Annotated in this window: 17 protein-coding genes; 8 read left to right on the top strand and 9 right to left on the bottom strand. The window is 72.2% G+C overall.

Going from position 1 to position 20,691, the window contains the following annotated elements; translation table 11 throughout:
- Window positions 1-4: 4 nt before the first annotated feature.
- Window positions 5-2,392, bottom strand: a complete 2,388-nt coding sequence (locus tag POL25_RS07840) for a PhoX family protein (protein ID WP_272085288.1) — start codon at window positions 2,390-2,392, stop codon at window positions 5-7.
- A gap of 311 nt (window positions 2,393-2,703) precedes the next feature.
- Between POL25_RS07840 and POL25_RS07835 the strand changes: the two genes are divergently transcribed.
- The 4 genes from POL25_RS07835 (at window position 2,704) to POL25_RS07820 (ending at window position 8,019) form a co-directional block, all read left to right on the top strand.
- Window positions 2,704-3,810: a hypothetical protein gene (locus POL25_RS07835; protein WP_272085287.1), complete on the top strand. Its 1,107-nt coding sequence runs from the start codon at window positions 2,704-2,706 to the stop codon at window positions 3,808-3,810.
- A 470-nt stretch (window positions 3,811-4,280) separates the two neighbouring features.
- Window positions 4,281-5,750, top strand: coding sequence for a hypothetical protein (locus POL25_RS07830; protein WP_272085286.1), 1,470 nt, complete (start codon window positions 4,281-4,283; stop codon window positions 5,748-5,750).
- 413 nt (window positions 5,751-6,163) lie between these two features.
- A complete protein-coding gene (locus POL25_RS07825) occupies window positions 6,164-6,613 on the top strand; it encodes a putative ABC transporter permease (protein ID WP_272085285.1) in 450 nt (149 codons plus the stop codon).
- Between the two features lie 461 nt (window positions 6,614-7,074).
- Window positions 7,075-8,019, top strand: coding sequence for a hypothetical protein (locus tag POL25_RS07820; protein WP_272085284.1), 945 nt, complete (start codon window positions 7,075-7,077; stop codon window positions 8,017-8,019).
- Between the two features lie 121 nt (window positions 8,020-8,140).
- Here POL25_RS07820 and POL25_RS07815 read toward each other — a convergent pair whose 3' ends face one another.
- From POL25_RS07815 to POL25_RS07790, 6 genes are all read right to left on the bottom strand, one after another.
- Window positions 8,141-8,440 carry a hypothetical protein gene (locus POL25_RS07815; protein ID WP_272087240.1) on the bottom strand — a complete coding sequence of 100 codons (300 nt, stop codon included), beginning with the start codon at window positions 8,438-8,440 and terminating at the stop codon, window positions 8,141-8,143.
- Window positions 8,441-8,497: 57 nt separating this feature from the next.
- Window positions 8,498-9,199 carry a hypothetical protein gene (locus POL25_RS07810; protein WP_272085283.1) on the bottom strand — a complete coding sequence of 234 codons (702 nt, stop codon included), beginning with the start codon at window positions 9,197-9,199 and terminating at the stop codon, window positions 8,498-8,500.
- 17 nt (window positions 9,200-9,216) lie between these two features.
- Window positions 9,217-10,269: a beta propeller repeat protein gene (locus tag POL25_RS07805; protein WP_272085282.1), complete on the bottom strand. Its 1,053-nt coding sequence runs from the start codon at window positions 10,267-10,269 to the stop codon at window positions 9,217-9,219.
- Between the two features lie 233 nt (window positions 10,270-10,502).
- The gene (locus POL25_RS07800; RefSeq protein WP_272085281.1) at window positions 10,503-10,895 is read right to left on the bottom strand and encodes a hypothetical protein; all 393 of its coding nucleotides are present in this window, start codon (window positions 10,893-10,895) and stop codon (window positions 10,503-10,505) included.
- Window positions 10,896-11,000: 105 nt separating this feature from the next.
- Entirely contained in the window at window positions 11,001-12,329 is a 1,329-nt protein-coding gene (locus POL25_RS07795; RefSeq protein WP_272085280.1) for a restriction endonuclease subunit S, read from the bottom strand.
- Complete coding sequence (locus POL25_RS07790; protein ID WP_272085279.1) at window positions 12,326-14,197, bottom strand: type I restriction-modification system subunit M; 1,872 nt, start codon at window positions 14,195-14,197, stop codon at window positions 12,326-12,328. The genes POL25_RS07795 and POL25_RS07790 overlap by 4 nt, the downstream gene beginning before the upstream one ends.
- Window positions 14,198-14,453: 256 nt before the next feature.
- Between POL25_RS07790 and POL25_RS07785 the strand changes: the two genes are divergently transcribed.
- Complete coding sequence (locus tag POL25_RS07785; RefSeq protein WP_272085278.1) at window positions 14,454-15,185, top strand: RNA recognition motif domain-containing protein; 732 nt, start codon at window positions 14,454-14,456, stop codon at window positions 15,183-15,185.
- 695 nt (window positions 15,186-15,880) lie between these two features.
- Here the strand turns inward: POL25_RS07785 and rpsI are convergent.
- Together rpsI and rplM are read right to left on the bottom strand one after the other, a co-directional pair.
- A complete protein-coding gene (rpsI, locus tag POL25_RS07780) occupies window positions 15,881-16,348 on the bottom strand; it encodes a 30S ribosomal protein S9 (protein WP_373372086.1) in 468 nt (155 codons plus the stop codon).
- Window positions 16,305-16,739, bottom strand: coding sequence for a 50S ribosomal protein L13 (gene rplM / locus POL25_RS07775; RefSeq protein ID WP_267703748.1), 435 nt, complete (start codon window positions 16,737-16,739; stop codon window positions 16,305-16,307). The genes rpsI and rplM overlap by 44 nt, the downstream gene beginning before the upstream one ends.
- A gap of 291 nt (window positions 16,740-17,030) precedes the next feature.
- Here rplM and POL25_RS07770 point away from each other — a divergent pair, with 291 nt between their 5' ends.
- Genes POL25_RS07770 through recN form a run of 3 tightly spaced genes read left to right on the top strand, consistent with a single transcriptional unit; the run spans window position 17,031 to window position 20,662 of the window.
- The gene (locus POL25_RS07770; protein WP_272085276.1) at window positions 17,031-17,969 is read left to right on the top strand and encodes a GGDEF domain-containing response regulator; all 939 of its coding nucleotides are present in this window, start codon (window positions 17,031-17,033) and stop codon (window positions 17,967-17,969) included.
- Window positions 17,969-18,886: an NAD(+)/NADH kinase gene (locus tag POL25_RS07765; RefSeq protein WP_272085275.1), complete on the top strand. Its 918-nt coding sequence runs from the start codon at window positions 17,969-17,971 to the stop codon at window positions 18,884-18,886. The genes POL25_RS07770 and POL25_RS07765 overlap by 1 nt, the downstream gene beginning before the upstream one ends.
- A gap of 39 nt (window positions 18,887-18,925) precedes the next feature.
- Complete coding sequence (gene recN, locus POL25_RS07760; protein ID WP_272085274.1) at window positions 18,926-20,662, top strand: DNA repair protein RecN; 1,737 nt, start codon at window positions 18,926-18,928, stop codon at window positions 20,660-20,662.
- The last annotated feature ends 29 nt before the right edge of the window (window positions 20,663-20,691 follow it).

The raw sequence follows: 20,691 nt of genomic DNA, 5'->3' as shown, positions 1-20,691 counted from the left end.
TTCCCTACGGGGTGCCGGGCCAGGTCGAGAAGACGGCCTCGCCGGGGTGCTGGACCGAGAAGAACAGCGTGCGCATGTCGCTGCTCAAAGCCGGGCCGGTGGCCTCGCTGTCGCTCGGACCGGCGACCACGCGCAGGGCCTTGCCCCACGTGGGGGTGACGACGCCAGGCTGACCGGCTTTGTGGGCCGGATCGAGGTCGAGGTAGTAGACGGCGTCGGCGTGGCCGCTGACGCCGAAGTTGCCGTCGGTGCCGAACCACACGCCGCCGCTGCGATCGATGACGAGGTTGTCCGGGTCGGCAGCGTCGAACACACCGTCGCCCTCGCTGCCGTGGAAGGCCTTGAAGTAGGTGAAGCTGGCGGAGCTGGCAGGCTTGGCCGGGTCGGCCTCCTGCATGGCGAAGATGGTGCCGACGGCGTCGCTGCGCTTGGGCGAGTTCATGGCGTATTCGTCGGGGGCGAACAGGACGCCGTCACCGTCGAGAGCGGTCTGCCCGCCGTGCTTGGTGAAGGCGACGTAGAGCCGCGGAGTGCCGCTCGGATCGTTGGGGTTCCACTCGAGATCTTCGGGCCGGTTGAGCTCCATGATCCCGAGCTTGTTGCAGCTGGTGAACAGGACCCGCCGCACGTCGTCGTCGGTCGGCAAGCCACCGATGGCGTTCCACTCGGTCGACTTCAGCGCGGCGCCGACCTTGGTGCCGGCCGGCCCGGCGGCGGTGCCGGCGTTGGGGGCGTCGTCGCTGGTGTTGTCGACGGAGAGGCGGATCCACGCGCCCTGGCCAGGGTTCTGCTCGGTCGGCTCGACGCCACCGGCGAGCTCGGTGCCGGTGGTGTTGTCGAGGTCGGCGAAGTGCGCGACGTAGAGGTCTCCCTCGTCGAGCAGCGCGCGCGCCTGGGCCTTCGTCATGCCGGCGGTGTACGGATTTTTCGAGACGAACTTGAAGATCCGCCCGCTGCGGCGATCGTCGCCGCCGTAGATGACGAGCGGCTCGCCGACCAGCGGCCGCCACTGATCGTCGACGGCGAAGGTGGCGTTCTCCCAGCGCGCGCGGCCGATGGCGCCGAGCTTGCGGTGACCGACGCCGGGGGTGGTCTTCTCGTAATATTCGTCGGCGGGCGCGCCCGGATCGATCTCGACGAGGTAGCCGTAGAGGTCGCGCGGGTGGCTGGCGTCGGCGTCGGGCGAGCGGCCGAACTCGCTGCTGTCGCTGGCGACGACTTCGAAGGTGAGGTCCTGGCCGGCGTCACAGCCGGCGCCAGCGACGAACTGCTGGCCGTTCCAGCAGGTCTCCATGTCGCCGTAATAGTCCTGCACGTTCTCCTCGGCGGTGATGACGGTGCCCCACGGGGTCTGGCCGCCGGAGCAGTCGCCGAGGATGCCGGACACGACATTCGCGGGCAGGTCGGCGCCGGCGTCGTCCTTGTCGCTGCTGAGGCCCGCGAGGCCGGTGATCTTGGTGAGGGTGGCGCTGGTGGCGTCGTAGCGCACGGCGGGGCGGCTGCGGTCGAGGGCCCACTCGCCGGTGGCGGGGTCCTGCACGGCGTGCAGCCAGGAGCCGCCGACCTGCCGCTTGTACTCGGCGCCGTAGGTGACGAGCGAGGCGTCGTCCCAGAGGTCGCCGCCGATGTCGAGGGCGAGCAGCTCGAGGCGGCGGAGGAACTGGGCGAGGGTGCGGTGCTGGCCGTCGGGCGCGGAGGTGCTGGTCGGGCTGCTGCCGGAGATGTACTCGTGATTGACCCACAGCCACGCGCCGCTGCCGCTGCCGTGCCACTGCGGGACATTCTCGGGCGAGTCGTTCCAGCCGTCGCCGAAGTAGGCGATATAATCATTGTTGGCGCCGAACCGCGGCGATTCGGGCAGGTCGTCGTGGCCGAGCGGGTCGAGCCAGCGCACGAGGACGTTGGACCGCAGGCCGGCGATGACGCGCACGGTGTCGGTCGAGGCGGGGGCGAGCGGGAACTGCAGGCCGGGCGGCAAGCTGTCCGTTGCGACATGTCCCGTGAGCGTCTTGACGAGCTCGGCGATGTCGGCGGCGCCAGTGCCGAGATCGTCGGCGAAGTGGAGGGCGACGACGCTCGAGCGCGGGGCCCGTTCGAAGTCGAGGCCGGGGTCGCCAGGCTCGCCCGGGTCGCCCGGCTCGCCGGGATCGCCGGGCTGCCCCGGATCACCGGGGTCGCCAGGATCGCCAGGGCCGCCGGGCTGGCCAGGTTCGCCAGGCTGGCCGGGCTGACCGGGCTGGCCCGGTTCGCCAGGCTCGCCGGGCTGGCCGCCGGTGTCGCTGCCGGCGGAGTCGGTCATGGCGGCGGAGTCGTCGCCGCACGCGGGCGCGCCGAACAGGCCGAGCCACAAGGCGGGGAGGGTGAGGCGGAGCGTGAAGCGAGTGCGAGGCATCGAGGGTCTCCTGCCGTCGATCGAGCGCCGGCGCGGGGACGCTACGAGGCGAAGGTTGCACCCGGCCGACGCCCTGCGGGAGATTCGGCGACGTTCGTGTCAACTACCGCGGAGGCCAGGCGGCAATGCGGTGAAGGTCGGTGACGCGACGGCGGCGCGGCGTCACCGGGTCGTGACAGGGCGGGCCGTCACGACATTGGCGGGGCGATCGCCAATGACAGTAGCGTGGCAATGAGGGCAGTCCGTGATCGCTCGAAGCTGCGCGGTGACGACGGGTCGCGGCGCGCTCGGCCGGGGGGTACACTGGGGCGGTGAGCGCGGACGAACCGGCGGAGGAGCTGCTGCAGGCGGGTGATTCGCTGACGCTGGCGATCGAGCGCGGGCTGGAGGCGTGGCCGCGGCTGTGCGCGGAGCCGCGGCTGCGCGCGCTGACGCTCGCCTGCGACCTCGGCGGCAACGAGGAGGAGTTCGCGGCGCTGACCGACGCGATCGCGGCGGTCGGGCTGCCGCCGGGGCTGCAGCAGCTGACGCTCGATCGTCGGCGGCACTGGAGCGACCGCTGGGACGACGTGCTCGAGCTCGACGCGGCGAGGACCTCGATGTCGCTGGCGATCGACGATCCGGACGACGCGGCGCCGATCCTGGCGGCGCTGCGGGCCATGCTGGCGCGGACGCCAGGGCTCGTGCAGCTCGATCTGGGCAGCAACGCCCGCGGGCGCAACGACATCGACCCGGCGCTGGCGCTCGTGATCGCGGGCGGGCCGTGGCCAGCGCTGCGATCGCTGGCGTTGACGTGCGAGCGCTCGCACGAGCGCGATTGGGTGCAGTGGTTGGCGACCGACAAGGTCGCGCAGGTGCTGGCGCAGTGCCCGGGGCTGACGAAGTTGAGCCTGCCGCGGGCCGAGCTGGGGCTCGATGGGCTGCAGCACGCGACGCTGCAGGAGCTCGAGCTCGGGTGGCTGGGGAAAACGCCGCTCGGGCCCTCGGACCGCCGCGATTGGGGGCCGGGCCCGACGCCGCGCGGGTCGGGGCTCGAGTTCCTGGCGACGGCGCGGCTGCCGGCGCTCGAGCGGCTGGCGATCGATTTTCAGTACGACTGGTACGTGGGCTGGCAGTCGGCCGACCTGGCGGCGCTGTGCGCCGCCGAGGGGATGCCGGGCCTGCGCCACGTGGAGCTGCGCTACTGCACTCAGGGTGACGAGCTGCTGCGGCGGATGACCAGGGCGCCGTGGGCCGGCACGCTCGAGCGGCTCGAGCTGCCGGGGACGGAGTTCGACGCGGAGACGGTGGCGGCGCTGGTGGCCGCGCGGCCGCGGCTGGCGCGGCTGCAGGAGCTGTGGTGCTTCCGGCCGTCCGAGCTGGCGGACGAATCATGGCAGGCGCTGCGCGCGACCTACGAGGTGCTCACGCCCGCGTGACGGCCGGGTCTGCGCGTGAAGTGTCCGAAGAGACATGTTGGTGCCGCGTGAGGGGAAGCTGGGCACGAGAATGGCGGCCGGCAGGAGGTCCGCGATGGGCGGGATCATCATAGGACCCGGGGACAATTTTCCCTGCGCGGGCTCGCGAGGTCGGTCGCGGATGATTCTGTCCGAAGAGCCAGGTCGCGGAGACCGGGTGCGCCGGGGACGCGAGCGGCTCCTCGGGGCGAGCGTGACGAGTAGGCAGGCCGCGACGGTGAGGATCGCAGGGTCGATGACGGGTGGTCGGCGCGTGCTGATGGTGACGGGCTGGAGCGCCGCTGCGAGGGCGCCGTGAACCGTAAGAAAGACGCGCCCGTCCGCGAGCGCAGGTGCGCGCCGTCGCTCGCGGCGAAGTGATAGCTTCGCCGCCGGAGAGCGGCGGGATGATGCAGCGATGGGTTCTGGGCGGGTTGATTGGTTGCGCGGGCGTGGCGGGTTGCGGCGACGACGGGCGCGCCGATTCGGGGTCGGCGACGCAGACGACGGGTCCGACGACGACGCCGACGAGCGGCGCGAGCGAGGTGACTGCGACGACCACGGACACCGGGGCGACGGCGCCGACGACCACCAGCGAGGGTGACTCGGATAGCGCCGCGGCCTCGACCTCGAGCACGACGGGGCCGACCTCCGACAGCGCGACGGCCACCACCACGCCGGCCGGCTGCGGGGCCTGCAGCGAGCCCAATCAGCAGTGCGTCGACGACCAGTGCGTGACCCTGTGTCAGGGCCAGAGCCCCGATCCATGTCCCGAGGGACAGGTCTGTGACTTCATCTCCGGCAGCTGTCACGCGCCCGCGGACGCGTGCACGCTGGCCGGCGCGAGCGAGGCGTGCGGCGACCGCGAGTGCGGCCCCGGCAGCGCGTGCGACGGCCAGGGCGCGTGCGTGCCGGTGGCGCCGTGCGCCGGAGTGGCGTGCACGAGCGACGGCGCGTGCTGGGGCTCCGCGTGCGCGTGCGACCGCCCGGTGGAGTGCCAGGACCCGAGCCTCGAGCAGCTGAACGGGCCGTTCGCGGAGAAGATCATCGGCATCGATTTCGCCGACGACTGCACCGCGTGGATGGTGACGCTGCGCAGCGGGACCGACTATCTGCGGCGCCTGCGGCCGGACGGCGAGCTGACCGAATGGCCAGGTGTGTCGAACCTCGACATGGGCGAGGTGAAGGTGCTGCGGCGGTTGACGATCCCGCAGCTGACCGAGGTGCCGCCGGTGGCCGCGGGGCCGGTGCCGCCGCCGCAGCCGGTCGAGGGGCTGGGCGAGGTGGCGATCACGTACACGTGCATCGGCGGCTGCTTCGGCGACATCATCCAGGGCGTCGCCCGCCTGGTCGAGGACGACGCGATAAATCCGCTGCCGATCGTCATCCCCGCGACCGAGACGATGGGGGGCGGGCCGTTCATGGCGCCGGTCGCCGACGCGGGACCGCAAGGGCTGACGTGGGGCGAGGACCGGGTGCTGTACGTCGGCAACAGCACGGCGAACGGTGAGTACAACACGGCCGATCTCGAGCAGGCGACGGTGGCGGTGGTGCACAACTTCCCGGCGCGCGTGACGGCGTCGGCGCCGGTGAGCCCGGCGCACCTGCTGGTGGCGGTCGAGGGCGGGGCGCTGTTCCGCTACAACGTGGTGACGCAGCTGTCGGAGCCGGTCACCGAGCTGGGTGCGCACGTGACCGGGCTGAGCCACGATTCGTTCACGGGACTGGTGTACGCCTCGATGTCGTCGCTCGAGGTGCTGGCGATCGAGCCGTTCACCGGGGTGTTCGAGGTGTTCGCGATGATGCCGGACGTGGGCCGGGTGGCGGTGAGCCCGAGCGGCAAGCTTTACTACGTGCCGGCGAAGCTGCTGCAAGCGCAGGAGGGGATGGTCCAGAGCTGGGACCTGCCAGCGGCGATCTGAGCGGCGAGTTTCAGAGATCCCGATGCAGGTCGACGGCCGCTCGGCGGGCGGGCGAATATAAGGATGACCTCGGTCCAGGCGCGGCCACAATGCTGGGCGCGCCCGGGCCGGGCTTGCGAATGTCCCTTGGGACATGCTGCTTCAGGCATGCCCGAAGGGGAATGTCATGAGAGCGGGCGACCGCTCGCGCGGCGCCGGGGCTTGCGCCCGGCGAGCAGCCGGCAGCCGTCACGGCCGGCTGGCGCGCCGTCGCCGGCTGCGCGGCGCCGAGGTCCACGAGGCCGCCGGCGAGCGGCCGCGCTGGCGTTGGCGCGCCGGTCGAACGCGGGGCCGCGCGGCGCGGGCAAACCGGCGCGGCCGCTTGCGCGGGGGCGGGTCGCCGTCATGTCTGGCCGGGCGTGTGCGAGGAGTTCATGGTCCGTCTTGTCGTGTACGGCGCGTTCGGCTGGTGCATGGAGATCCTGTGGACGGCGTCGTACGCGCTCGTCACCGGCGTGCGCGGCGATTTGGGCGGCGATTCGGGGCAGCTGAAGCTGAGCCGGGAGCAGCGGCTGCGGCTGCTCGGTCACACGTATGTGTGGATGTTCCCGCTGTACGGGGCGGGCGGGCTGCTGTTCGAGCCGATCCACGAGGCGATCCGCGGCTGGCCGTGGCTCGGGCGCGGGGCGCTGTGGATGGTGCTGATCTTCGTCGTCGAATACGTGGCCGGGGCGGCGCTCTGTCGATTGACCGGGCGCTGCCCGTGGGACTACAGCTATTCGCGCTATCACCTCCACGGCCTCATCCGCTTCGATTACATGCCGGTGTGGTTCTTGTTCGGGCTGGTGCTCGAGCGCTTCCATGACGCGGTGGCGGCGATGTGAGAGCGAGCGCCGGGCGAGCGACGAGCGTCGCGAGAATGACGGGACCGCTGGCGCGCGAGCGTGCGCGGGAGGCGGGCACCTGCGCGCACGGACAATCGTCGCGGTCGCTCGTCCGCGCCGGCGGATCGCGCAAGCCGGCAAATCGCAGATCCTGCTGAAACCGCGGTAACGCCCGCAAACAGCGAGCAGCGTGCATTCACAGGATAGCTCGCATTGCGCCACACCAGCCCTGTTCGTGGTTGCGCTCGCGCTCGCAACATCATGGTCGAGCCCGCTGCGCGTTCGACGAGGCGCGCCGTGGCGGCGAAGCTCGGCGCTGGCAGGCAATATTCACGGCCGCACGAAAAAATCATGCAAACGCCGGCCGCCGGGGAAACGTGTTCTATATGTCTCAAAGAACACATCGCACATTGCGATCCCGCCCGTGGCCGGCGGCGGGCACGTGATGTACCCTCGCGGCCATGCAACTCTCATTTCTTGTGAAGACGCCGGTGATTTCCCTGTTCGTGGCCATGCTCGCTGCCGGCTGCGGTGACGACAAGGGCGGCGATACGGAGACCTCCGGCGTCGCCACCGATTCGACCGCCGGCACCCAGGGCACCCAGGGCACCCAGGGCACCGACGCGACCGCGGGCACCGACGCGACCGCGGGCACCGACGGAACTGCCGGCACCGACGGAACTGCCGGCACCGACACCGAGACGGTGCCGACGACCGCGGGCCCGACGACCGAAGACCCGACGGCGGGCGGCAACGGTCAGTTCTGCCAGGAGGCCTGCGCGGGCGACGACGACTGCAAGCTGATGGGCCTCGACCAGGGCTACACCTGCCAGAACGAGCGCTGCGTCAACGACTCGTTCAAGTGCTCGACCGACACGCAGTGCAACGCGACCATCAGCGGGTGGGTGCTCGACTGCGCGGCGCAGGCCGACTGCATGATGGGCTACGCCTGCGTCGACATCGGCGAGGGCGTCGGCAAGTGCGCCATCGTGCCGAGCGACTTCATCATGTGCGAGACGCTGACGCAGGAGCAGATCATGGCCACGCCGATCGAGGGCGGGGCGGAGGTCGCGGTCTGCGGCAAGACCGGCGCCAAGTGCGAGAACGAGGCCTGCTTCGACCCGTGCGAGGCCAACACCGACTGCCCGGCGCAGGGCGGCCACCCGGTGTGCAACACCGGCTCCGGTCGTTGCGAGTGCGGCAGCGACGCGGACTGCTCCGGCGCGGGCATCCCGGGCTACGCGGTCTGCAACAACGGCGTCTGCGGCTGCGGCCAGGACTCCGACTGCGCCGGCACGCAGTACTCCGACACGTGCTTCGAGGGCTCGTGCGGCTGCTCGACGGTCGATGTCTGCATGAACGCGCAGGTGTTCGACGGCACGACGAAGATCTGCGAGGGCGTGTGAGCCCGGCGCCGCCGGCCGCTCCGTGATGGACGGAGGCCGGCGGTCGCACCGACGCCCGGGCGCCCGGGCGTGAAGTGCCACGATTCGCGCGAGCGCGCGGGTCGTGGCATTCGCCGTTGGTTCAGCTGCGGTACAGCGGGAAGAACTGGAAGGCGCGCGGCCACTCGGCGCGCGGCTTGAAGGCGAGGGCCACCTCGGCGCCGTCCAGCGCGGACTCGGTGAGGACGACGAAATCACCGGCGGCCCGGGCGGCGGCGAACTCGGCGTCGCCGACCTTGCACACGACCTTGCGGAACGGACCGGCGAGCCACTCGGTGACCTCGGGCTCGTCGCGGAAGCGCAGGTAGGCGGCCAGGGAGGCGTGGGCCGCGGCGACCATGGCGAACCCGAGCGGGACGCTGGCGCGGATCAAAATGTACATCTTCACGGGCCGGATCCTCCGCGAGGTTTTGGCGTATGTCCCGAGGGACAGGCGCGCTCAGGGGCCGAACATGCAGCCATCCTCGGTCAGCTCGGTCGGGGCCGACAGCGGCATGGTGGCGTCGAAGCTGAGGGTCTGGCCGGCGGCGTCGAGCCCGACGTGGACCTCGGCGAGCAGGCCGTCGAGCACGGCGGGATCGGGCAGCTCGTCGGGCGGGATGATCGGGACGACGCCGAGCACGCCGCCGAGCACGTCGTCGCAGCCGACGTAGTAGTAGACCTCGCCGCTGAAGAAATGGCCGGCGGGGTTGATGTCGTAGCCCTCGACGTCGACGGTGAGGTTGAAGATCACCATCTCGCCGGCGGGCAGGTAACCGCCGAACTCGGGGTAGAGGCCGAACATCCACGAGCCCTGGCCGCCGCACTCGAGCGGGAGGGTGACGCCCTTGGCGAGCTGGTTGTCCTGGTAGTCGTAGAGATCGAGGAAGGGCGCGGGGGCGCCGGCGTCGAAGCCCCAGCAATAACCTGGGTCGCCGGTGGTGCTGCTGGCGGTGGTGTCGCTGGTCGTGGTGAGCTCGCCAGAGGTCGGGGTGCCGGTGGTCGGGGCGGTGGTCGAGCTGGTGGAGGTGGTGGCGTCGGTGGTCGTGCTCGTGCCGTCAGTGGTGGTCGTGCTCGTGGCGACGTCGGTGGTGGTGCCGGGGTCGGGGGTGCAGGCGGCGACCCCGAGCAGGAGCAGGACGGACAGCGAAGGCAAGCGCATGCGGCGAGGATACGCGGTCACGGACCGGGGTGGCGGAGGATGACGCCGACGTGCGGCGGCATGCCGGCGAGGTTGCCCCCGACGGCGAAGCGCGGGCCGCCGGTGAAGCCGAACGCGGCGTGCAGCAGCAGGTGCGTCGGGCTGTCCTCTGGTTCAGGCTCGAGGCTGCCCGCGGTGACGCGGAGGATCTGTCCGCCCGAGCCGGTGACGAAGCCCGCGCCGCTGTCGTCGAGCCACACGCCCGACAGGCCGGGCCGATCGAGCGTGGTGCCGGTCCACTGCTGGCCGTCCCACCAGGCGAGTCGCGCGTTCGCGCGTCCGCCGACGGCGAGGCGGTGCGCGGCGGGGCCGCTGACGCTGATGAGGTCGGCGATCGAGCCGGTGTCCTGCTGCGTCCAGGCGGCGCCGTCGTACTGCAGGATGACGCCGAGGTCGCCGACGGCGGTGATGTCGGCGGGGCCGGTGCCGACGATTTTAAAGAGGGCGTGGCAGCCGTCGGGCAGCGGCGGCAGGATTTCGGGGGCCCAGGCTTCGCCGTCCCAGCGCAGCACGGAGGGGCCGCCGACGAAGCCGTCGCCGCCGACCGCCCACACGGCGTCGGGAGCGGCGCCCCAGACGCCCCACAGCGGCAATTCGAAGCCGGTCGCGGTCGAGGTCCAGGTGTCGCCGTCACGCCGGAGCGCCGCACCGGCCTCGCCGACGGCCCATATGCCGTCGCCGACGCCGGCGATCCAGTGCAGGCGCGGGGTGCCGGGGGGGAGGGCGAGCTCGGTCCACTCGATGCCGTCCCAGCGCAGGGCGAGGCCCTTCGAGGTCGGGCCGACGCCCTGGCCGCCGACGGCGATCACGTCGTCGGGCTGCGGGCCCCACAGGCTGAACAGCGCGCCCTTTTCGACGCCGAGCTCGAGCGCGACCTGCCAGCCCGCGGGCTCGCCGGTGGTCGGGTCGGTGGTACCGGTGGTGAGAGTCGTGGTGGTCGTGGTGGTGGTCGCGTCGGTGGTGGTCGCGGGGGCGGCTGGGCAGGCGCCGAGCAGGAGAGTCGCGGCGCAGAGGCGCAGGCGGGCGAGCATGCGGGCGAATCTAGCGCGGGCGGAGGCGGATGGGCAGGAGCGAGCGCGCGCGCCGGGGAGGTGCACGGAGGGGATTGCGGGTATGTCCCCAGGGACATGTCGTGGCGGGCATGTGGGATATGTCCCGAAGGACATGCTCTTCAAGGCATTTCGCGGTGCTACGATTGCCGAGGTCGTCGGATACGCATGAAGAAGTGAATGCACGTCGGCGCCGCGCGGACCCGGCTCCGCGCTCAGCCGGCGCCGCGGTGGAGCAGCAGCTGCAGCGGGGTGCGGCCGGTGGCGCGGGGCAGGCCGCGGAGGCAGGCGACGCCGAGGACGAGGTCGACGAGGGCGATCAGCACGACGATCCGGCCGGCGGTGGCGGGGAAGTCGAGGGCGAAGGTGAGGAAGAAGAACGCCAGGCGGCTGATCGCGCTCCAGTAGGGGAACGTGCCGTAGCGGCGCAGGTCCGAGGCCGACACCCACAGCACGAGCACGCTGAACAGCGCCAGCAGGGCCGGCAGCCACAGCCAGAACGGGGAGGGCGGGACGGTGATGCCGAGCAGCGGCAGGACGCCGGGCACGAGGAACGCGGCGATCATGCTGGCGTTGAAGAGGGCGCAGATCCGTACGAGCTTCTTCATCGGGGAGCCTCCGCAGGCCGGGGGCCACCACGATAACCCCGGGGCGCGGTCCGGGTCACGCGGTCGGCGGCGGCGGGACATGTCCTCGGGGACATGTCGTGCGGCTCACGGGCGCAGGCGGGCCTGGGCCGACATGAGGCGGAGCAGCAGCTCGTCGCGGGTGGTGACGAGGGCGGCGCGGAGCTCGTCGCAGGCGCCGATCTTGGCGAAGTAGGGGGCGGTGAGGGCGTCGAAGGCGTCGCGCATCATCACCGGCGGGAACTCGATGATGAGCGTGCGCAGGTCCTTGAGGGTGACGTGGCCGAGGCCGGTGGTCTGCTTGGCGCGGGCGAAGGCGAGCAGCTGCGGCTTGAGGCTGCGCAGGAGGCCGAACAGGTAGGCGCGGTCCTCGGGGCGCTTGCCGGCGATCTTGAAGATGTGCTGGTTGAGCCAGGCGGGGCCGCCGAAGTAGAGGAAGGTGTCGATCGAGGTGTCGGGGTTGCCCGACCAGGACAGCAGCAGGTCGCCGCGATCGATGCGCCGCCCGCCGTCGCGGCGCTCGCAGTAGCGGGTCTGGCGGGTGATGCCTTGCTTGAGCTCGCCGATCTTGATGACCGGCAGGCCCTGACCGGTCGGGCTGAAGTCGGGGAGGCCGAAGGCGCTGCCGTTCTGGAACTCGGCCAGGTCGGTCAGCGGCAGCAGGCGGTAGGCGAGCGGGAACTTGCGGTCGGCCTCGACGGTGAACGCGGGCGCGAGCCGCGAGTGGAGCGCCTCGTCGACCGACGGGTGGCGCAGGCCGCTCTCCTTGGCGGCGGTCGGCGCATGTTCGATGAACCATGTCCGAAAGAGCAGGTCGACGAGCTGGACGAGCACGGCCCGCTGGTCGTCGCACAGGCTGATCCGGCGGTCGAGGGCCGAGAGGGCGGCGGCGATGGCCCGCTGCTCGGCGAGCGGCGGGAGCAGCAGCGGGGTCTGGCGCAGGGTGCTGAGGTTGGTGTGCGGGACGCCGGCGGCGATGGTCCAGTTCTCGACGTAGCGCTGGACCTCGGGCGAGCGGCACCAGTAATAGACGTACTCGGGGTCGGCGCGGGCGAGGTCGCAGGTCAGCTTCATCTGGCTCTGCGACAGCACGAAGCGCCGCCACGGCAGGTCGTCGGGCACGAGGCCGACCTGCGAGACGGTGCCGCGCTGGGTGAAGATGACGTCGCCGGGGTAGGCCTGCGAGCGGCGCAGCGCGTCGGCCTTGTCCGGGTGCACGAACACCAGCTCGTCAGGGTAGAAGCGCCGCTCGCCGTGGCCGAGGTTGCAGCCGCGGATCACCGGCACGCCGTCGGGGTCGTCGACGTAGTCGGCCTGGGTGAGGTCGGAGCCGAACGGGCCGCCGGCGATCGCGTTGTCGGTCTCGGCCTTGATGGCGTCGAGGGTGCAGCGCACCCAGTGGGCCGGGGCGCTCACGGGACCTCGACCCGGGCCAGCGCTTCGGCGATCTCGCGGTCGAGCGCGGCGGCCCGGTCGATCTGGTCGAGCAGCTCGCGGCGCAGCCCGGTGAACTGCTCGGCGAAGTCCGGCGCGGCGTTGGCCGCCTCGGCCGGCTGCACGTGCCGCGTCGGCGCGAGGATGAACTCGTGCTCGGCGAGGGTCGGCAGGTCGACGGCGCGGCAGCGACCGGGCACGTCGGCGTATGTCTTTTGGGACATGCCCTCCTGGGCAGGTGCTCCGCGCCAGGCGTGGTAGAGCCCGGCGATCTCGGCCAGCTCCTCGGGGCGGAGCGCGAGGTGGGTGCGGTCGAGCATCGCGCCCATGTCGCGGGCGTCGATCATGAGGATCTGGCCGCGGCGGTCGCGGCCGCTGGTCTTGTCGCGGGCGAGCAGCCACAGGCACACGGGGATCGAGGTGCTGTAGAACAGGCGGGCGGGCAGGGCGATGATGCCGTCGACCAGGTCGGCCTCGACGATCCGGCGCCGGATCTCGCCCTCGCGGCCGCCGACGGTCAGCGAGCCGTTGGCGAGCACGAGGCCGGCCAGGCCGCGCGGCGCCAGGTGATGCAGGATGTGCTGGACCCACGCGAAGTTGGCGTTGGCGTCGGGCGGCAGGCCGAAGCAAAACCGCGGGTCGTCGGCCAGCGCGGTGGCCCCCCAGGCGCGCGCGTTGAACGGCGGGTTGGCGAGGATGTAGTCGGCCCGCAGGTCGGCGTGCATGTCGCGCATGAAGCTGTCCGAAGGCTCAGCCCCGAGGTCACCCTCGATGCCGCGGATGGCGAGGTTCATGCGGGCGAGCCGCCACGTGGTCGGGTTCGACTCCTGGCCGACGATCTTGAGCTCGCCGCGGTGACCGCCGTGATCTTCGAAGTAGCGCTCGCTCTGCACGAACATGCCGCCCGAGCCGCAGGCGGGGTCGTAGATGGTGCCGCGGGTCGGCGCGAGCAGGGCGACGAGCAGGCCGACGACGCTCGGCGGGGTGTAGAACTGGCCGCCGTTGCGACCCTCGGCCGAGGCGAAGCAGGTGAGGAAATACTCGTAGACGCGGCCGAGGACGTCGTGGGCCTTGCGGCCCTGCGAGCCGAGATCGGGGATGTCGTCGAGCAGGTGCAGCAGCTCGCCGAGGCGCGCCGCGTCGAGCCCGGGGCGCTGGTAGATCTGCGGCAGGATCCCGCGCAGCGTCGGGTTCTGGGCCTCGATCGCGGCCATCGCCTGATCGAGGTCGTGGCCGAGCTGCGGCGAGTGAGCCTTGCCGAGCAGCTTGTCCCAGCGCGCGGCCGCGGGCACCTTGAAGCCGCGCGTCGGCGGCGGCTTGGCCCCGGCGGCGCGCAGCGGCGGGCCGACCTCGCTGATGAACTTGAGGAGGAGGAGGCCGAGCACGACGTGCTTGTACTCGGCGGCGTCCATGTTGTTGCGCAGGCGATCGGCGGCCTGCCACAAGGTGGCCTCGAAGCCGAGCTCACCGCGGGCCTGACTCTTGGCTCCGCGGCGCTTGGGCGGGGCCGCCGGGGCGCCCGCAGGCGGAGGCGCGGGCGCCCCCGGAGCCGCAGGTGCGGGCGGGGGCGCGGGCGAGCGGCCGTCGGTGAACAGCAGGCGATCGATGAGTTCGGCCGGGTCGCCGAAGGTGTCGCGCAGGCCGACGAACCCGCAGACCTCGCGCAGCTCGAGCACGCTCAGTCGCTCGAGGAAGCCGCGGAACTCGTGATAGCGGGCGGTGCAGAGGAGGTCGATGAGCTGGCCCCGCTGGCGCTGCGCGGGCTCGGAGATCTGGAGGACGCGAGCGAGCTCGATCAGGCGCGGGGTCTCCAGGGCCGCGAGGATCATTTCGTGGCGTGAGAAGAACATGAAGCGGGTGCCGTCCGGGGAGGGGCGCGCCGGCGCCAGGAGCGAGGCGTGACGCAGTTCAGGACCGCCCTCAAGGGCGTGGGGGTTGTACGACATTTCTGCCCCGCTTGTGGCCGGAGACGAGAGGCCGAGAGGAGAGGCCGAGAGGACGGGAGACGAGAGGACCGAGAGCAGATGGAAGCAGGAAGACGGTCTGGCTGTCGGCGCCGCCGGGGCGCCGATTGACAGAAGGCATGGTTCGCGCGCAGCATCCGAAGTGAGGCGCCGCGCGCACGCGCAGAGCGAAGAGAGAATGGCGAGGAAATTATTTGTCGGTGGCCTGAGCTGGAACACGACCGACGAGGGATTGAGAGCCGCATTTGCAAACTTCGGCGCCGTGACCGAAGCGAAGGTCGTGACCGACCGTGAGACCGGACGATCGCGGGGCTTCGGCTTCGTCGCGTTCCAGGACCCGGCCGACACCGAAGCGGCGATGCAAGCGATGGACGGCGCGACGCTCGACATGCGGCAGATCCGCGTGAGCGTGGCCGAGGACAAGCCCCGTGGACCGCGCCTCGATGGCCCGCCGCGCCCGGGCGATGGCCCGCGCCCCGGTGGGCCGGGCCGTTCTTTCAATGATCGCGGCGGACCCGACTCGCGCCCGCTGCCGCCGCGCGAGGGATCGCCGGGCGACCGCGGGTTCGGCTCGCGCCCGCCAGGCCCGCCGAACGATCGCGGGTTCGGCTCGCGTCCGCCGGGCCCGCCCGCCGGACCGGGGCGGCCGTCTCGCAACTTCGATTCAGGCCCGAGCCACGACCGCGGCGGGCCGCCCGCGCGAGGCTTCGTGGCGGCGCCACCTCCGGAACCCCCACCCGCCGAGGGCCGCGGGCGGAAGGACCGGGACCGGGACCGGGACCGGGACCGCGACGAGAGCGACGGCCCGAAGAAACGCGCCGGCCGCGGGCGTCGACGCCACGAGGAAGGCGACGGCGACCTCGACCTGGACTAGGGGTCAGGAGCTCGGAGAGAGGTGACGGCGGTCCGCGAGGCCGCCGTCGCGGGGCCCATGCGACGGGCGCAGGCGTGTCCGAGAGCACGGGGCCATGCGGCGGCGGGCGCAGGCGTGTCCGAGGGCACGGGGCGAATCGAGGAGGCGATCCCTGGCGCCGACGACCGTGGCCGTCGTTGCGGATGCACGGACCGGGGCGGAGCATGCGGGTCGCAGGGGCGAGTGGGGTCGAACGACCCGCGTAGAGCTCACCCGTCGGGATACGCCGCGAGGTTCCCTCGCCTGTGAAGCACGAGGCCGCGGGCCCGGCCGAGCCCAGCCGCGCGACGGGGACCGGAGCACGAGGCCGCGGGTCCGGAGCGAGCCCAGCCGCGCGGCGGGGACTGAGGCATGAGGCCGCGGATCCGGGTCGGGCCCAGTCGCTACGGGCACTGAGGCACGAGGCCGCGGATCCGCGTCGAGGTCCAGCCGCGCGGCGGGGACTGAAGCATGAGGCCGCGGAACCGGGTGGAGTCCAGCCGCGGGTCGCCGCTGCGGGAGCATCCCGGGTACGACCAGACATGCTCCTGAGGACATGTCCGAACGTGCAGGTCGCAGGGGACATGCCCCCGAGAGACAGTCGGTATCTCGGGCGCCGAAAGCAGCGAGAGCGGAGCTGTGAAGCTCCGCTCTCGGGGGCGCGAGCGCCAGGGGGCTCAGCGCTTGCTGAACTGGAAGCGACGGCGGGCGCCGGCGCGGCCGTACTTCTTGCGCTCGACGGCGCGGGAGTCACGGGTGAGGTAGCCGGCGCTCTTGAGCGACGAGCGAGCCTCGGGGTCGATCTGCAGGAGGGCGCGAGCGATGCCGAGGCGGATCGCGCCGGCCTGGCCGGACAGACCGCCGCCGTTGGCGGTGGCCCAAATGTCGTACTTCTCGCGGCTACCGGCGGCGACCAGGGGCTGCTCGATGAGCTTGAGGTTGGTCGGGCGGCAGAGGTAGCTGTCGGCCTCGCGGCGGTTGATCAGGATCTTGCCCTCGCCGGGGAACAGCCACACGCGGGCAATCGCGCTCTTGCGACGGCCGGTGGCGTAGTACTTCATCGTGTCTTTGGCCATGAGACGAACCGTGGGTGCTGGAGTGTCAGAACGGGAGCTTGTAGGGCTTGGGCTGCTGCGCCTGGTGATTGTGCTCGGGCCCGGCGAACACCTTGAGCTTGCTCACGGTGGCGCGACCCAGCGGCGAGCGGGGAAGCATGCGGCGGACCGCGATGGTGATCAGCTCTTCCGGCTTCTTGCCGAGCAGGGTGCGCGCCGAAGCGGACTTCATGCCGCCCGGGAAGCCCGAGTTGAAGTAGTAAAACTTCTTGTCGAGCTTGTCGCCGGTGAGCTTGACCTTGTCGGCGTTGACGCAGATCACGAAGTCACCCACATCGAGATGCGGGGTGAACGTGGCCTTGTGCTTGCCGCGAAGGATGTTGGCGATCTGACTCGCAGCGCGACCGAGGGTCAGACCGGTGAGATCGATCAGCAGCCAGTCGCGGCGGATATCGGCGGGATTGGGGTAGTGCGTACCCATGGGCCGGGGATGGATACGCGAGCCCTCCGGGGCTGTCAAGCGCGGGTCGCGGCGTCGGCGTCGCCCTGGGAGGCTCCTGGCTGCGATGGGGCGGGAGGTTCGGGCTCAGACTCACATTCCGGGCGGGGAGCGGGTGGGCGATCTCCGCCGGGGTCGCCGGCGGGGAGAGGGCTGGGCCCCTGGCGACGACTCGGACATACTGGGGCGAGTGGTTTCCGGGCAGACACAATCCCCTCGGCGCCCCGGGCCCGAAGGCGTCGGCCCGGCGGGCCGGAAGGTGAGCTGAACGGGGTGACCGCGGGCCAGTCCAGCTCCGGCGTGAAGATCCTGGTCGCCGACGACTCGCCGGGCGAGCGGGCCACGGCGCGCTCGGTGCTCACCGAAGCCGGCTTCGTGGTGGTCGAGGCGAACGACGGCCAGCAGGTGCTGGAGCTGTTCAACAGGGAGCGCCCGGCGCTGGTCATGCTCGACGTCGTCATGCCCAGGATCGGCGGCCTCGAGGTGTGCCGGATCCTCAAGGCCAAGGCCAGCGGGTTCCTGCCGGTCCTCATGGTCAGCACCCGCAACTCGGTCAACGCCCGCGTCGAGGGCCTCCGCAGCGGCGCCGACGACTACCTCGGCAAGCCCTACAACCCCGACGAGCTGCGCGCGCGCATCGACGTGCTGCTGCGGACGCGGGCGCAGTTCTCGCTCGGCGACGGCGCCGAGGGCGACGGCCCGCGGGCGCGGCGGGTCGAGCTGGGCGCCGACGAGTTCCGCCGGCGCCTGCAGGAGGAGTTCGAGCGGGCCGAGCGCTACAGCGACCCGCTGGCCTGCTTGCGCATCGAGGTCGACGAGCCCGAGGGCGCGCGGCCGGCGGCGGAGCTGACGCCGGCGCTGCACGCGATCATCGAGGGCAACGTCCGCAAGATCGACCTCGTGCAGCGCACCGACGATCGCGGGTACTTGCTGGTGCTGCCCAACACGCACTTCCCGGGGGCGCTGACGGTCGCCGAACGGGTCGCGCGCGAGGCCCGGCGGCCGCTGCTGCACCCCTCGGCGGTCCGCACCGCGGCGACGAGCGGGTTCTCGGTGTCGATCGGCGTGTCGTTTTATCCCAACAAGGACACCCGCTCGCTGCAGGACCTGCTCGACCTCGTCGACGCCGCGCTCGAGCGGGCCCGGCGCGAGCAGGGTGGCAAGATCTGCCTGTTCCAGCACCAGGGTTACCTCTACTCGCCCGACGACTGATGTCGAAGCGTGTACCGATCGCCGCGGTCCGCCGCGTCCTCCTCTACCCGCGCGACGGTGCGCGGGCGTTCGAGGCGACCGTCAACGCGACCCGCTGGCTGCGCGAGCACGCGGTCGCGGTCAAGGTCTGCGCGCTGCCCGACGACAGCGGCGCCGCGGCGCTGCGACGCGAGGGCGCGGAGGTGGTGGAGAGCTGCGAGGGGTTGGCCGAGGGCTGCGACCTGGTGGTGGCGCTCGGCGGCGACGGCACGCTGCTGCGCGCCAGCCGGTGGGCGGCGGAGGCCGGGGTGCCGGTGCTGGGCATCAACCTCGGCGACCTCGGCTTCCTGACCGCGTACCAGGCGGAGCAGGGGGAGGTCGGGCTGGCGGCGGCGGTGCAGGGGCAGCTGGCGTGGGAGCCGCGGCTGCGCATGCAGATCGAGCTGCTGCGCGGCGGCCGGGTGTTCCTGCGCGAGGCGGCCTGCAACGACGCGTACATCAAGCACGGCGAGTTCCCGCGGCTGCTGGCGCTGGCGACCGACGTCGGCGGTCAGTTCATGGCCACGTACAAGGCCGACGGGCTGATCGTGTGCACGCCGATGGGCTCGACCGCCTACAACCTGGCCGCCGGCGGTCCGATCGTGGCGCCCAGCGCGACCGCCTTCACGATCACGCCGATCTGCCCGCACAGCCTCACGCACCGGCCCGTGGTGGTCGACGCGGCGTCGCTGATCGAGATCACCTACGAGGGCCCGGAGGAGGGCGGCGCCTTCCTGACGATCGACGGCCAGACCAGCGTGTCGCTCGAGCTCGGCGACCGCATCACCATCGGCGCCGCGCCTGACCCGCTGCGCCTGTGCCCCCCGGAGTACAGCGTGTTCCGGGTCCTGGCCACCAAGCTGGGCTGGAGCGCCGGTATGAGCGGGCGGACCCGCTGACGCGCTGACGCGCGGCTGTGCGCATGCTATAGCGCCGTCGTGCTCAGCTACTTGCACATCCGCGGGCTCGCCCTGCTCGACGACGTCGGCCTCGAGCTGGGGCGCGGGATGAACGTCCTCACCGGTGAGACCGGCGCGGGCAAGTCGATCATCGTCGACGCCCTGGCGCTGCTGCGAGGGGCCCGCGGACGGGCCGAGATCGTGCGCCAGGGGGCCGACGCGGCCCGGACCAGCGCGCAGTTCGAGCTCGACGCCGGGACGCTGCGGCGGCTGGCCCCGGCGCTCGACGAGCTGGGGATCGCCGAGGGCCGCGAGGCGCTGGTGCTGGAGCGCGTGGTCGGCCGGGCCGGCCGCGGGCGCTCGGTGGTCCAGGCGGTGCTGACCACGCAGGGCATGCTCGAGCGGGTCGGCGAGCAGCTGATCGACATCTGCAGCCAGCACGAGCACCACTCGCTGACGCACGTGGCCCGCCACATCGACCTGCTCGACGCCTACGCCGGGCTCGACGGCGATGCGACGACCTACGCCGAGCAGTACCGCGAGTGGCAGGCGGCGGCCCAGGCGGCGGCCGACCTGCGCCGGCGCGCGGCCGAGGGGGCGGCGCGGGCCGATTTCCTGCGCTTCCAGATCGAGGAGATCGATCGCGTGAGCCCGGAGCCGGGGGAGCTGGTCGGGCTGCGCCAGCGGGCGCTGCTGCTGCGCGACGCCCACCGCTGGGCCGCGTTCGCCCGCCAGGCTCACGACGTGCTGTACGAGTCGGACGACGCGATCGCGGGCCGCCTGGCGATGCTGCTCGACGAGGCCCGGCGCGGGGCCGACAGCTCGCGCCTGCTGGGGGAGATCCAGGAGCAGCTGGTGGCGGCCCAGGTGGCGTGCGAGGAGGCGGCGGCGGCGGCGGCCCGGTTCGCCAACGAGATGTCCTTCGAGCCAGGTGACCTCGAGCAGGTCGAGGAGCGCCTGCACGACCTCGAGACGCTGAAGCGCAAGCACGGCGGCGACCTCGAGGCGCTGCCGGCCAAGCTGACGGCGATGCGCGAGGAGCTGTCGCAGCTCGAGCACGCCGATTCGCACCTCGAGGCGCTCGACGCCCGCGAGCAGGAGCTGCGCGGCAAGTGCCTGCAGCGCGCGGGCCAGCTGCACGCGCGCCGGGCCGCGGCCGCCGAGGGGCTGGCGCGCGCGGTCGAGGCCGAGCTGGCGGCGCTGCACATCCCGCGGGCCCGGCTCGAGGCCAGGGTGGAAGAGCTGCCGCCGGCGCAGCTCGGGCCGCGCGGGCTCGACCGGGTCGAGTTCATGTTCTCGGCCAACCCGGGCGAGCCGGTGGCGCCGCTCAACCGCGTGGCCTCGGGCGGCGAGCTGTCGCGCGTGCTGCTGGCGGTCAAGAGCGTGCTGTCGACCGGCGACGCGGTCACGACCTACGTGTTCGACGAGGTCGACGCGGGGGTCGGCGGCGCGGTGGCCGAGGCGATCGGCCGCCGCCTGCACGCGGCGTCGCGCCAGCGCCAGGTGCTCTGCATCACCCACCTGCCGCAGATCGCCGCGTTCGCCGACGCCCACTTCCGGGTCGAGAAGCACACCCAGGCCGGCCGCACGATCACCCGCGTGGTCAAGCTGTCCGACGAGGAGCGCGTCGAGGAGCTGGCGCGCATGCTCGGCGGCTCGCGCGTGACCACCAGCGCCCGCGAACACGCGCACGCGCTGATCGCCGAGGCCCGGGCGACGCCGCCGCGCAAGAAAGAGCCGCGCGCCGGTCGGCGCGCGCAGGCCCCTCAGTCCTGAGGGCGGCCTGTCCTCCGGGACATGCTCGT

The organism is Nannocystis bainbridge, assembly GCF_028368995.1.
GTDB classification, from domain to species: domain Bacteria; phylum Myxococcota_A; class Polyangia; order Nannocystales; family Nannocystaceae; genus Nannocystis; species Nannocystis bainbridge.
This window is presented reverse-complemented; position numbering and strand designations above follow the sequence as displayed.